This is a genomic window from Mesorhizobium sp. CNPSo 4661 (assembly GCF_057784215.1).
In genome coordinates this window covers 128,624-141,498 of sequence record NZ_JBWGIO010000009.1, presented here as the reverse complement: position 1 = coordinate 141,498, position 12,875 = coordinate 128,624, and the positions used below count along the sequence as shown (strand labels likewise).

The following is a 12,875-nucleotide window of genomic DNA, read 5'->3' as shown; positions in this document are numbered from 1 at the left end:
CGGCCACCGGCTTCGATAAAAATTCGAACAGAGAGGAAAAAAATGCTCGACATCGCACCATCGCAACAGGCGGCAACCTGGCTCGGCGCATTCGGCCGGGCGCTCGAGGCCGGCGATATCGAAGCGGCGACCGGCCTGTTCGCGGAGGATTGCTACTGGCGCGATCTTTTGACCTTCACCTGGAACATCAAGACCATGGAGGGGCAGGCGGCGATACGCGAGATGCTGAAGGCCACGCTCCACCTAGCGCGGCCGTCGCACTGGCATCTGTCTGGAGACCCAGGCGTTGACGACGGCACCGTCGAAGCCTGGTTCACGTTCGAGACGACCGTGGCGCGGGGCGAGGGCATCCTGCGGCTCAAGGATGGCCGCTGCCGCACGCTGTTCACGGCGATGAGCGAGCTCAAGGGTTTCGAAGAGCAGAAGGGACCTGCGCGGCCGCTCGGCATCCGCCACAAGGCCGACCCCAAGCGCGAGACCTGGGCGGAAGCACGAGCGCGCGAGGCGCGCGATCTCGGCGTGCATGAGCAGCCCTACTGCCTGGTGATCGGCGGCGGGCAGGGCGGCATCATGCTGGGTGCCCGGTTACGGCAGCTCGGCGTGCCCACGCTGGTCATCGAGAAGAATGCGCGCGCCGGCGATTCCTGGCGCAACCGCTATCGCTCGCTCGTGCTGCATGACCCGGTCTGGTACGACCATCTGCCCTATGTTCCGTTTCCGGAAAACTGGCCGGTGTTCACGCCCAAGGACAAGATGGGCGACTGGCTGGAAATGTATACCCGCGTCATGGAGCTGAACTATTGGGTGGCCACCAAATGCATCAGCGCCGCCTATGACGAGGCCGAGAAGATCTGGACCGTCGTGGTCGACCGGGTCGGCCAGCGCATCACGCTGAAGCCGAAGCACATCGTCTTCGCCACCGGCGCCTATGGTCCGCCGCGGCAGATCGAATTGCCGGGAGCGGAAAGCTTCAAGGGCGAGCTTCTGCATTCCAGCCAGTATTCCACCGGCGAGAAGTTCCGCGGCAAGCGCGTCGCGGTGATCGGTGCTGCAAGCTCGGGGCACGATGTCAGCGTCGATCTGTGGGAAGCGGGCGCCAAGGTCACCATGGTCCAGCGTTCGCCGACGACCGTGGTGAAATCCGACACGCTGATGGATGTCGGCTTCGAGATCTTCTCGGAAAAGGCGCTGGCGCGCGGCATCACCACCGACAAGGCCGACATGATCGTCGCCTCCACGCCCTTCGCGCTGGTGCCGAAGGGCCAGCGCGCGCTCTACGACGTCATCCGCGCGCGCGACGCGGATTTCTACCAGCGCCTCAGCGACAGCGGCTTCGCCATCGACTTCGGCGAGGACGAGACCGGGCTGTTGATGAAGGCCTACCGCACCGGCTCAGGCTACTACATCGATGTCGGCGCCTGCGAGCTGATCCTGAACGGCGAGATCAAGGTGAAGGGCGGCATCGGCATCAAATCGCTAACGCCGAGCGGCATCCTGTTCGAGGACGGCAGCGAACTGGAAGTCGATGCGATCGTCTGCTGCACCGGTTACCAGTCGATGAACGAGACGGTGGCTGCGATTGTCTCGCGCGAGGTCGCCGACAAGGTCGGCCCGTGCTGGGGCCTCGGCTCCGGCGTGAAGGGCGACCCGGGGCCGTGGCAGGGCGAGTTGCGTAACATGTGGAAGCCGACGGCGCAGGAAGCGCTGTGGTTCCACGGCGGCAATCTGGCGCTGTCGAGGTTCTACTCGAAATATGTGGCGCTGCAGCTCAAGGCGCGGATGGAAGGGATTGCGACGCCTGTCTATGGGGAGCCGAGTAATGCAAGGCGGTGACGTGGGTAATCCTCTTTGTGAGGGAGATGGCCGGCAGGCCAGAGGGGGCGCTGTCCGCCAGCGTTTCAAAACTGAGGTTCCTCGCCCCCGCCAAGGGCGGGGGAGAGGTGTCCGCGAAGCGGACGGAGAGGGAGCCTTCGTAGGGCGCTCCCCTCTCCGTCTCGGCTTTGCCGAGCCACCTCTCCCCACTTCGTGGGGCGAGGAACCTTGATCCTGGGCCGCCGCGATCCTTCGCGCCCCCCTCTGCCCTACCGGCCATCTCCCCCACGAGGGGGGAGATTGGCCAATCACCGCCCAAAATGCCTCGCGGCCACATCCACATGGGTGTGATGCGCATGCGCCTCGAAGCGCTCGGTCTCATTGTGGTCGGGCGCGTCGTTCGTCCACCATTTGCCGCCGATGACGATGCCGTTGGAGACCAGGCGCTGATCCGCGACCAATGACGCTCCAACAGCATCGACGAAGGTGAAGCGGCCGGGCTGCAACTTCAGCACCGCGACGTCACCTATGCCGCCGACCTTCAGCGTACCGAGCTCGGGCCGGGCAATCGCCTGCGCGGGGTTCACGGTCGCCGTGCGCAGCACCTCGACCAGCGGCATGCCGAGCGCCATCAGCTTCGACATGCAGACCAGGATGTCGAAGGCCGGGCCGTCGACGCAGTAGAGATGCACGTCGCTCGAGATGACGTCGGGCGCCAGACCCTCAGCGAGCATCGCCTTCGCCACCTCGAAATCGAACGAACCCATGCCGTGGCCGATGTCGAAGATGACGCCGCGCTGGCGCGCCAGCCGCATGTCCGGCCGCACCGCGCCGGAGGCGAAGACCGGCGCGTTGGGGAACGGCCGGAAGCAGTGGGTTAGGATGTCGCCGCGCCGCAGCCTGGGCAGCACTTCCGAGCGGCCGGGCGGCGGCTCATCGATATGCGCCATCAGCGGCAGGCCGACCTTGTCGGCGGCTTCGAGCGCGAGGTCGACCGGCGCGATGCCGCTCAAGCCGCCGGCATGCTTGCCGGAGCGCACCTTGACGCCGACGACGACATCGGCGTGTTCGCGCACCGCGGCAACCGTCTCGCGCGGCTCGCAAAGCCTGAGGTCGCTGCATTCGCCGACGGACACGGTCTTGGCGAAGCCAAATATGCCGGCGAAGGAGATGTTGACGTAGGCGAGGATGCGGACCTTCGAGCGTTCGATGACGTGGCGGCGAAAGCCCAGGAAATTGCCGGCGCCGGCGCTGCCTGCATCGATGAAGGTGGTGGTGCCGCCCTTGGCGGCGAGCCGGTCGGCATCGACGCCGAGCGAGGTTCCGCCCCAGTAGACATGGCTGTGCAGGTCGACGAGGCCGGGCGTGACGATGCAGTCCCTGGCATCGACGACTTCACCAGCCGACTCGGCATCGATGGCGGCGTCGATTGCGGCGACGCGGCCATCCGCGATGGCGACATCGCGCTGCGCGTCGAGGTTCGATGCGGGATCGATGACGCGCCCGCCCTTGATCAGGAGATCGAACTGCATCGGTGCTCTCCCTGCTGTTTGTTTCACGCAATTGCGGACGGAAGGCTACGGCGAAGCCGCCGAACCTAACCGCTAAGCACTTTTCCTGGAATTGCTCCAAGCGATCCGACCGGCGATCAGACCGGCCGATAGGCGACGGCCTCGACCTCGATCTTGATGTCGATCATCAGGCGCGACTCGACCGTGGTGCGCGCCGGCGGATCCTTGGGGAAATGCTTTGCGTAGACGGTGTTGAAGGTTCCGAAATCGCGCGCGTCCTCCAGCCAGACGGTGGTCTTCACCACATCGTCCATGGTGCAGCCGGCGAGCGCCAGCGCCGCCGTGACGTTCTGCAGCACCTGTTCGGTCTGCTCGGCGATGCCGCCCTTCACCACGAGCCCGTCGCTGCCCACCGGCACCTGGCCGGAGATATAGACGAAATCGCCGGCGCGCACGGCGGGCGAGAGCGGAACATGCGATTTTCCGAAACATTGCTTGGGCAAAGTGAGCCTCCTCTTGGCGATCGAGCGGGACCGTTGATATAGCCGTCTACGCTTGTCGGCATGATCCTCATAGAGGCAATGTCGGAAAGCAACATTTTTTCGAAATCCATGTTGCTTTATTACAGAAGCCTGAGCATCCTGCGCTCGACGCCGCTTCCGTTCGGTGCACATGTGAGGGGAGATTCAGCATGACCTTCGACAAGAATCCGTTCCCGGAAGGCGACGCCGACCGCCATGCGCTTTGGGAGATGCTGGTGCGGCGCGACATCGATGCCTTCCTCGGTCAGGACTGGCCGATGGTCGAGGACGATTTCATCGCCGAGAGCTTCTTCGGCATGCATGCGCATTTCCTCGCCAATGCCGACGCCTGGCGGCTGCAGTTCCCGAGGCTGGAGGTCTATCGCGACGAATGGCTGCGGCAGGCCAAGGAAACTGCGGCGACCAAATTCGCCGAACCGCTGCGCGAGGCGCTTTTCCGTGCCACCAACATGCGCGACATCGATGTCGACGGCGACCGCGCGGTGCTGCACAAGAAGTTCGACGGTTCGGTCGCCAAGGCCGATGGCGGCGTCGACCGGCTCAAATGGCAGACGCTCTATTTCTGCCGCAAGGTCGGCGGACGCTGGAAGATCGCCGGTTTCGTCGGTTATATGCCGCATCCATTGGGCAGCTAAATCTGTTGAGATTCAGACCTGAATCTTAACAGATCTAGCGCTCACCACCACCTAGGCCCGCAGGGAAATACCTTCAGAAAGCGGCAGCCGCTCGTCCGGCGAGCGGTGGTCGAAGACGACGCCCATGGTCTTACCAATTGCCGCCATAACGATTAGCTCGACGAGGTGATCGTCGCTCTCGTCGCAGGCCGGATCGGAACGACGGATGGCATCGAGCATGGCGCGCGTCGAGACGGTGTCGCCGGCGCGGAATTTCGAAAGGGCAAACGTTACAAGGTCTTGCACCGTCGACGCAGCAACGGGCATTTCGGCAGCAACGTCCATCGGCCTCCTCCTGCCATGAACCCTGTCCCGGCAAGATGATACCCCAATGGCTGACCGGCGCCACAGAAATGGTGGTCCGACCAGAGTGATTGCCGACAGCCTGCCGCCATTCGCCACATAAGGAGGGACTGACGCCCGCCCGTGGGACGACCTGACCCGCCCATAGGTGTGGAACACCGCCCCAGCCATGCGCGGCCATCCTCGACGCGCCGGACTTCGGTTGATAAGCCCCTTGCGCGCATGGAGGCGTTCTGAGTCGAAATATGACGGTTGCAATCGAGATGGGGCAGACGAGCGCAGGCGCGCCGGCGGGCCTCGACCTTGAGGAACTGCTGGCGACCCGCCTGCTGGTGCAGGGCAATTCGGGCTCCGGCAAGTCGCATCTGCTGCGCCGGCTGCTCGAACAGAGCGCGCCATGGGTGCAGCAGACCATCATCGACCCCGAAGGAGACTTCGTATCTCTGGGTGAGCGCTATGGGCATCTGGTGATCGATGCGGAGGAGCATACCGAGCGCGGCCTGCAGGCGGCGGGCGAGCGGGCGCGCATCCACCGCGTCTCGACGGTGCTCAACCTCGAAGGGCTCGACGCCGAGAACCAGATGCGGCGCGCCGCGGCCTTCCTTGGCGGGCTGTTCGAGGTCGCGCGCGACCACTGGTATCCGATGCTGGTGGTGGTCGACGAGGCGCAGCTCTTCGCCCCCGCCGCCGCCGGCGAGGTTTCAGACGAAGCGCGCAAGCTCTCGCTCGGCGCCATGACCAATCTGATGTGCCGCGGCCGCAAGCGCGGGCTTGCCGGCATCATCGCCACGCAGCGGCTGGCGAAGCTCGCCAAGAACGTCGCGGCGGAAGCTTCCAACTTCCTGATGGGCCGCACCTTCCTCGACATCGACATGGCGCGCGCGGCCGACCTGCTCGGCATGGAGCGGCGCCAGGCCGAAGCTTTCCGCGACCTGGAGCGCGGGCACTTCATGGCGCTTGGGCCCGCCTTGTCGCGCCGTCCGCTCAGCGTGCGCATCGGCCAGACCGAAACCAGCCCGCGCAACGGCACGCCGCGGCTGATGCCGCTGCCGGAAGCGATGCTGGAGGATGCGCGCTCGATCATCCTCGCGGCACCGCCGCCGGAGACGGTCAGGCCGCAGCGGCGGCCTTCGCCCGACCTGCTCGACCAACTGATGGCGGCCAAGGCCGCGCCTCTCGACATCCGCCCCGAGCCGGCGGAGCCGCAGCCCAGCGCCGAGGACCTCGCCGAGCGGCGCGAGCGGATGGACCGCATCCTGCGCGCCATCCTGGCCGAGCCGGATGCCGGGTTCCGCGTCATCGGCGTGCTCTACCAGGAATTCGTGGTCCGCTGCCGCATCGAAGGGCTGGCCTCGGTGGTGCCCGATCTTTCGGAATTCCGCCGCATGCTGACGCGGGCGCGTGCCGGCGTCGGCTCCGACATGGCCGAGGACGACGCCTGGCGCGACGTGTCCGTGCGCGCTTCACTGCTGCCCGAAGACATGCAGGGCGTGTTCATGATGATCGCCCGCGCCGCCAAGGAAGGCTGGCCATGCCCGAGCGATGCGGCGATCGCGCGCGCCTACGGTTCGCATTCGCTGCGCCGCGCGCGGCGGCTGCTCGACTATATCGAGGAACAGGGTCTGATCGTCTGCCAGGTCGACGGCACCGGACGGCGCACCGTGACGCTGGTCGAGCTCGCCTGGGCGACGGCGCCCGGCGACCCGAACGCCGTGGACGCGGAGCAGGGCAGCTCGGCGGCCTGACAGCTGGCGGCAGGGTAACTGCGCGGCTGAGGATCAGGCGCTTCAAGCACGTTCTGTCGATCGATTGCTGGGGATCGCATTCACGGCCGCAATGCGATTGTGCGGGCTCCGCGAAGCGGCGGTGCCCGATGGGTTGAGACGACGACGATCCGATCGCCGGAGCGGGCGAGCAGCCGCTCGAGGATGCGCGCTCCCTGCGTATCGTCGAGGTGCTCGGTCGGCTCGTCGAGCAGCATGAGCGGCTTGGTCGACAGCCAGGCGCGGGCGAGATTGATGCGCTGCACCTCGCCGAGCGAGAACCGGTCCTGCCTGATCCAGGCGTCCAGCCCGCCGGCCTCGCGGATACGACCGTCCATCTCGACGGCTTCCAGCGCCTGCCAGAGTGCCGCGTCCGGGACGTCGCCGGCGAAGAGATTGGCGCGGACGGTGTCTTCGAGGATGACCGCGTCGTGCAGGACGAGCGCTGCTTGCGCCCGACGCTCGCTCGCCGACAGGATGCAGTCGCCGGCGGCAAGGGCATCGTCGCCGATCCAGCCGGCGATCTGCTTGAGCAGGCTGGTCTTGCCCGAGCCGCTCGCCCCGACCAGCATCGTTGGCTGACCCGTTCCGAAAAGCAGGGAGATGGGCGCCCCGATCGCCCGGCCGTCAGGTGCTCGGCGCTGCATCGCGCCGTGCCGAAGCAGGCCGGGCCTGATGTCATCCGGCGCGAATTCGCGTCTGTCGGCCGTGGCGCCGCGCGTCCATTGGCCGATCTCGGCGCCGGCGGCGTTGCGGCGAAGCACGGCAACCAGCATGCGCGACGCGCCATTCATGGCTTCGCCCAGCGCCAGCCAGGAGAAGGCGAGCAGCATGGGCAGAAGAAGCTCGCTGCCCTGCCTGCCGACATGCCATGCGGCCGCCATCACGCTGATGCCGGCAACCGGACCGAAGGCCGCCGCTATCATGTCGAGCAGGGCCTGCAACCGGCGAAGCGCAAGCAGCGCACCATCGGCGCGGGAGAGCGCGGCAAGGGCCTCAGTGCATTCGCTGCTCCAAGCGCCTTCCGCCTTCAGCGGGATGGCTGACGCCATGGCCGCGCCAAGCCTGCCTGCGCCTCCGCGACGCCGCGACCTGGTCTGCTCCCATGCCATGGCGCCAGCCTTGGCCACCCGGTTCCCAGCGAACAGGACGGCAAGCAGCAAAAGGGTGATCGGCAGCAGGGACAAAGGCGCCAGCACCGCCGAGCCCGCGATCAGGACGGTAAGGCCGCAGCCAAGCGTCAGCGCCGGCAACCCGGCGCGCAGCCTGGCGTAGTCGAGGTCCTCGACGTCGTCGAGATAGTCGGCGAGGCGCGCATCGTCGCCGAGCTGCCATCCGGCCCGGCGCACGGCCGGCGCCGCCGCCATGGCGGCGAAGAGCTCGACGCGCCGCGCCACCTGATCGGCGAGCGCCGCCTTATGACCGGTCAGCCGCTCGCCATAGCGCGCCGCGGTACGGCCGACCGCGAACATCCTGATCAAAGCCGCAGGGATGTGGAAGTTGAAGGTGAAGGCGGCGGCGGACAGGCCGGCGATCGCCACCGATCCGAGCAGCCAGGCCGAAACCCCGCCGAGCAATATCGCGCAGGCCAGGGCGGCGAAGGCAAAGCCCGTCGCCAGCCGCCATGACGTCCGACTCGATGACTGATATGCAGCGCTCATGCCGCCACCTCGACGGTATCGTCGCGGGTGAGATCGACCATGATGTCCGCCGCCGCGGCAAGGTCCCGGTCATGCGTCGCCACAACGACCAGTCGCGCACCTGAAATCTCAAGCAGCATGTGCCGCACCGCCTCGGCCGTCTCGCGGTCGAGCTTGGCCGTCGGCTCGTCGGCCAGCACGGTTCGTCCACAAAGCTGCGCGCGGGCGACTGCGATGCGCAGCCGCTGGCCGCCCGAAAGATTGGCGCCGCCTCTGTCCAGCCTGGCATCGAGGCCACCGGGAAGCAGCGCGTCGTCGAGCAGCCCGATCGCGCGGGCGGCATCTTCCAGCCGGGTCCGGTCCGGCGCGCCGGCGTTCCACGAAATGGCCCCGGCCAGCGTTCCTTCAGGCACATAGGCGTCCGTCGAAACCCAGGCGATTTCCCTGGCTGCAAACGGGTGGGTTCCCGGTATCGGCTTGCCGTCCCGTTCGAGGCCGGCGAGGCGGCGCAGCAAGGTCGATTTCCCTGACCCACTGGGACCGACGACGGCGACGAGGCCGTGCGCCGGCAGCGTCAGGCGCAACTGGTCGAGCACCGGCAAGGACTTCGCTGCGACCGGCTCGGCGTCGAGCAGCCGGTCCAATGCCGCGGCCGCCGCCAGTCCTTCGGCCTTGGCATGGTACTGCTCGGAGAAGCGCCGGAATGGCGCGAAATATTCCGGCGCGATCATCAGGATGAACAGGCTCTGCCAGAGTTCGAGATTGGAGAAGCCGGGGATCGTCGCGAGCTTCAGGTGCCCGAGACCGAGAAAGACGGCCAGGATCGCGATCGAGAGCGAGGCGAAGAAATCGATGATGCCGGCATTGGCGAAAGCGATGCGCAGTACGCCTATCGTGTTGCCCGCATAGGCTTCGAGGCGTTGGGCGAGCTTTGCCTCCTCGCTGGCCATCGCATGATTGGCAAGGATCGTGGGCAAGGTGCGGATACGGTCGGCGAACTGGCCGGCCAGCTGGCCGAAGGCGCGTTCCTGGGCGTTGGCGCGCCGGCGGATGGCGTCGCCTATCAGCGCGAAGAACACGATCATCACCGGCGTCAGGCAGACGACCAGCAGGGCCGCCTGCCATGAGACGAGGAAAAGTGTTGCCACCGCAAGCAGCGGCCCGGCCGCCATCATTGCGCTTGCCGCGCGGTGGCCGACGACAAGGGCGGCGATGGCTTCGGGGTGGCGCTGCATCGACATGATGACGCCGCCGACCGAAAGCGACTGCAGCTGACGCGCCGGCATCTCGTCCAGCCGCTTGCCCGCCAGCTCGCGCAGGCCGATCGACACGGCAGTCTCCCCAGAGGCCTGCGCCCGGTCGGCGACAAACCCGGCGAGGCAGGCCGCCACGAGAAGGGCAATCGTGACCGGGACCAGCCAGGAGGCAACGGGCTGCCCCATGACGAGCCGGCCCACCGCCATGGCCGCCATGGCGGCGAAGCCAAGTCGTAGCGCGGTGCGGGCGATCTGGAGGGCGAGCAGCCGGCGCAAACCTGGCTTTGCCAGTTGTCGGGCCGCGGCGAGCGCGTGGAAACGCCCCACTGTCGAGGCGGCAGGATCACGGGCTGACACGGAAACGGCGGGCGGTCTCATGGCCGGGTTTTTCGCACATGCGGGGAGGAAAGGAATTGATCCAGATCAAGTCACCGATCTTCGATCGGCGCTATGAGGCGATATCCAGAAGGGATGCTCCCATGTCCGACTTTCTTCTCGTCGACCTGTCGCGGCTGCAGTTCGCGCTGACGGCCCTCTACCATTTCCTGTTTGTGCCTTTGACACTCGGCCTCTCCATCCTGATCGCCATGATGGAGACCGTCTATGTGATGACCCGTCGAACCATCTGGCGCGACATGACGAAGTTTTGGGGCGTGCTGTTCGGCATCAACTTCGCCCTCGGCGTTGCCACCGGCATCACCATGGAATTCCAGTTCGGCATGAACTGGGCGTATTACTCGCACTATGTCGGCGACGTGTTCGGGGCGCCCCTGGCCATCGAGGGGCTGATGGCCTTCTTCCTCGAGGCCACTTTCGTCGGGCTGTTCTTCTTCGGCTGGGACCGGCTTTCGCCGCGCGCGCATATGATCGTCACCTGGCTGATGGCGCTCGGCACCAACTTCTCCGCGCTGTGGATCCTGATCGCCAATGGCTGGATGCAGAACCCGGTCGGCTCGGCCTTCAATCCGGACACGATGCGCATGGAAGTCACCGACTTCGTGGCGGTGATCTTCAATCCGGTGGCGCAGGCGAAGTTCGTCCACACCGTCTCCGCCGGCTATGTCTGCGCCGCCACTTTCGTGCTCGGCGTATCGGCCTGGTACCTGCTGAGGGGACGCCACGTCCAGCTCGCCAAGCGCTCCTTCGCGATCGCATCGGCTTTCGGCGTGGCATCGGCGCTGTCGGTGATCGTGCTCGGCGACGAGAGCGGCTATGCGCTGACCGACAACCAGAAAATGAAGCTCGCGGCCATCGAGGCCATGTGGGAGACCGAGCCGGCGCCGGCGTCGTTCACGGCGTTCGGCATCCCGAGCCAGAGCGATCGCCAAACGCATTTCGCCATCCACATCCCATGGGTGATGGGCGTTATCGGCACGCGCTCGTTCGACAAGCAGATCGCCGGCATCGACGAGCTCGTCGCCCACGCGGAAGTCCGCATCCGAAACGGCATGGTCGCTTATGACGCGCTGGAGAAGGTCAAGGCGGACCGCAACGATACCGCCGCCCGCGCCGCCTTCGACGCCAGCTCCAAGGATCTCGGCTACGCGCTGCTGCTCAAGCGCTACCTGCCCGATCCGCGGCAGGCGACCGAACAGCAGATCAAGGACGCGGCCTGGTCGATGGTGCCTTATGTGCCGCTGCTCTTCTTCGGCTTCCGCCTGATGGTGGCCTGCGGCTTCGCGCTGCTGGCGCTGTTCGCGGTGTCGCTGTGGCACACGACGCGGGAAACCGAAGCGCCGCGCTGGCTGTTCCGCGCCGCGCTCATCGCCATGCCGCTGCCATGGATCGCCATCGAGGTCGGCTGGTTCGTGGCCGAGTTCGGCCGCCAGCCATGGATCATCGACGGTGTGCTGCCGACCTTCCTGGCCACGTCGGAGCTCGGCGTGAGCGACCTCCTGCTCACCATCGCCGGCTTCACGCTCGTCTACGGCGTGCTCGCCGTCATTGAGGTCAGGCTGATGCTGGCCGCCATCCGCAAGGGGCCGGAGGTCGCGAAGGTCATCGATGACCTGCGCCCGAGCGCCGACCCTGCAATGCAACCGGCAGAGTGAAAGGATCACGAGCATGATCGAATTTCTCTTCGACTATGAAACGCTGCGCGTGATCTGGTGGATATTGCTCGGCGTGCTTCTGATCGGCTTCGCCGCGACCGACGGGTTCGACATGGGCGTCGGCGCGCTGCTGCCTTTCGTCGCCAAGACGGACGCCGAGCGGCGCGTGGCGATCAACACCATCGGCCCGGTCTGGGAAGGCAACCAGGTGTGGTTCATCCTCGGCGGCGGCGCCATCTTCGCCGCATGGCCGGCGCTCTACGCGATCAGCTTCTCTGGCTTCTATCTCGCCATGTTCCTGGTGCTTTTGGCGCTGATCATGCGCCCGGTGGCCTTCAAATACCGCTCGAAGCGACCAGACCCCGCCTGGCGCACGCGCTGGGACTGGGCGTTGTTCGTGGGCGGCGCCGTGCCGGCGCTGATCTTCGGCGTCGCCATCGGCAACACGTTGCAGGGTGTCCCGTTCCACTTCACGCCGGACCTGCGCCCGATCTATGAAGGCAGCCTTTTCGGGCTGCTCAATCCGCTGGCGCTCTATTGCGGCCTGGTCTCGCTCGCCATGCTGGTGACGCATGGCGCGGCCTGGCTGACCTTCAAGGCGGAAGGCAGCGTCGCCGACCGCGCCCGCGCCATCGGCGCACGCTCGGCAATCGTCACGGCGGCGCTCTTTGCCGGCGGCGGCGGGCTGGTCTCGCTCGGCCTGCTCGGCGGCTACCGCGTGACGTCGCCGATCGTCTGGGATGGGCCGTCCAATCCGCTCCTGAAAACGGTGGTGGTTGACGGCGGCGCCTGGCTGGCGAACTTTCATGCCCACCCGCTGCTCTGGATCGTGCCCGGGCTCGGCGTCGTCGCGCCGTTGCTTGCCGCCGCCGGTTTCCAGGCGCGGCTCGAAGGGTGGACCTTTATCGCCTCGAAGCTCGGCGTGGCGATGATCATCGCCACGGTAGGCCTGGCAATGTTCCCGATCCTTTTGCCGTCGAGCAGCAATCCCGGCCATTCGCTCGCGGTCTTCGACGCCTCGTCGAGCCGCGCCACGCTGCGCAACATGCTGATCGCCACGGCGATCTTCATGCCGCTGATCCTTGCCTATACGGCCTGGGTCTACAGCGTGCTGTGGGGCAAGGTCGGCGAGAAGAGCATCGAAAAAGCGGGCTCGTCGGCCTACTGATCCAAAAGGAGTTTCTGACCATGTGGTATTTTTCCTGGATCCTCGGCCTCGGACTGGCCGCATCCGTCGGCATCCTCAACGCGCTCTGGTACGAGCTGCGCACCGTCCGTGAAGAACCCGTCAAGGACACCCTCGCCTTGCCCACACCCTGAGCG

General features: G+C 66.4%; 11 protein-coding genes. 6 read left to right on the top strand and 5 right to left on the bottom strand.

The genetic code is table 11. From position 1 onward, the window contains the following. Positions 1–42 precede the first annotated feature (42 nt). Positions 43–1,833: an NAD(P)-binding domain-containing protein gene (locus tag AC0YKC_RS15190; protein WP_488511622.1), complete on the top strand. Its 1,791-nt coding sequence runs from the start codon at positions 43–45 to the stop codon at positions 1,831–1,833. A gap of 287 nt (positions 1,834–2,120) precedes the next feature. On the opposite strand, the gene AC0YKC_RS15185 is transcribed toward AC0YKC_RS15190, so the two are convergent. Both AC0YKC_RS15185 and AC0YKC_RS15180 read right to left on the bottom strand, forming a co-directional pair. After that, positions 2,121–3,344: an amidohydrolase/deacetylase family metallohydrolase gene (locus AC0YKC_RS15185; RefSeq protein ID WP_488511621.1), complete on the bottom strand. Its 1,224-nt coding sequence runs from the start codon at positions 3,342–3,344 to the stop codon at positions 2,121–2,123. Positions 3,345–3,460: 116 nt separating this feature from the next. After that, positions 3,461–3,826 carry a RidA family protein gene (locus AC0YKC_RS15180; protein WP_320296845.1) on the bottom strand — a complete coding sequence of 122 codons (366 nt, stop codon included), beginning with the start codon at positions 3,824–3,826 and terminating at the stop codon, positions 3,461–3,463. A gap of 188 nt (positions 3,827–4,014) precedes the next feature. On the opposite strand from AC0YKC_RS15180, the gene AC0YKC_RS15175 reads away from it, so the two are divergent. Next, positions 4,015–4,500: a hypothetical protein gene (locus AC0YKC_RS15175; RefSeq protein WP_488511620.1), complete on the top strand. Its 486-nt coding sequence runs from the start codon at positions 4,015–4,017 to the stop codon at positions 4,498–4,500. Between the two features lie 51 nt (positions 4,501–4,551). On the opposite strand, the gene AC0YKC_RS15170 is transcribed toward AC0YKC_RS15175, so the two are convergent. Next, entirely contained in the window at positions 4,552–4,824 is a 273-nt protein-coding gene (locus AC0YKC_RS15170; protein ID WP_488511619.1) for a hypothetical protein, read from the bottom strand. A 263-nt stretch (positions 4,825–5,087) separates the two neighbouring features. On the opposite strand from AC0YKC_RS15170, the gene AC0YKC_RS15165 reads away from it, so the two are divergent. Then, entirely contained in the window at positions 5,088–6,587 is a 1,500-nt protein-coding gene (locus tag AC0YKC_RS15165; RefSeq protein ID WP_488511618.1) for a helicase HerA domain-containing protein, read from the top strand. Positions 6,588–6,667: 80 nt separating this feature from the next. On the opposite strand, the gene AC0YKC_RS15160 is transcribed toward AC0YKC_RS15165, so the two are convergent. Both AC0YKC_RS15160 and AC0YKC_RS15155 read right to left on the bottom strand, forming a co-directional pair. Next, positions 6,668–8,266: an ATP-binding cassette domain-containing protein gene (locus AC0YKC_RS15160; RefSeq protein WP_488511617.1), complete on the bottom strand. Its 1,599-nt coding sequence runs from the start codon at positions 8,264–8,266 to the stop codon at positions 6,668–6,670. Beyond that, complete coding sequence (locus tag AC0YKC_RS15155; RefSeq protein ID WP_488511615.1) at positions 8,263–9,879, bottom strand: ATP-binding cassette domain-containing protein; 1,617 nt, start codon at positions 9,877–9,879, stop codon at positions 8,263–8,265. Before AC0YKC_RS15155 ends, AC0YKC_RS15160 begins: the two co-directional genes overlap by 4 nt. A 101-nt stretch (positions 9,880–9,980) precedes the next feature. Here AC0YKC_RS15155 and AC0YKC_RS15150 point away from each other — a divergent pair, with 101 nt between their 5' ends. The 3 genes from AC0YKC_RS15150 to cydX are packed head-to-tail and all read left to right on the top strand — an operon-like array spanning position 9,981 to position 12,872. Beyond that, positions 9,981–11,552: a cytochrome ubiquinol oxidase subunit I gene (locus AC0YKC_RS15150; protein WP_488511614.1), complete on the top strand. Its 1,572-nt coding sequence runs from the start codon at positions 9,981–9,983 to the stop codon at positions 11,550–11,552. Between the two features lie 13 nt (positions 11,553–11,565). Further along, positions 11,566–12,720 (top strand): cytochrome d ubiquinol oxidase subunit II, encoded by a 1,155-nt coding sequence (gene cydB, locus AC0YKC_RS15145; protein ID WP_488511613.1) that lies wholly within the window; start codon positions 11,566–11,568, stop codon positions 12,718–12,720. A 20-nt stretch (positions 12,721–12,740) separates the two neighbouring features. Then, the gene (gene cydX / locus AC0YKC_RS15140) at positions 12,741–12,872 is read left to right on the top strand and encodes a cytochrome bd-I oxidase subunit CydX (protein WP_488511611.1); all 132 of its coding nucleotides are present in this window, start codon (positions 12,741–12,743) and stop codon (positions 12,870–12,872) included. The last annotated feature ends 3 nt before the right edge of the window (positions 12,873–12,875 follow it).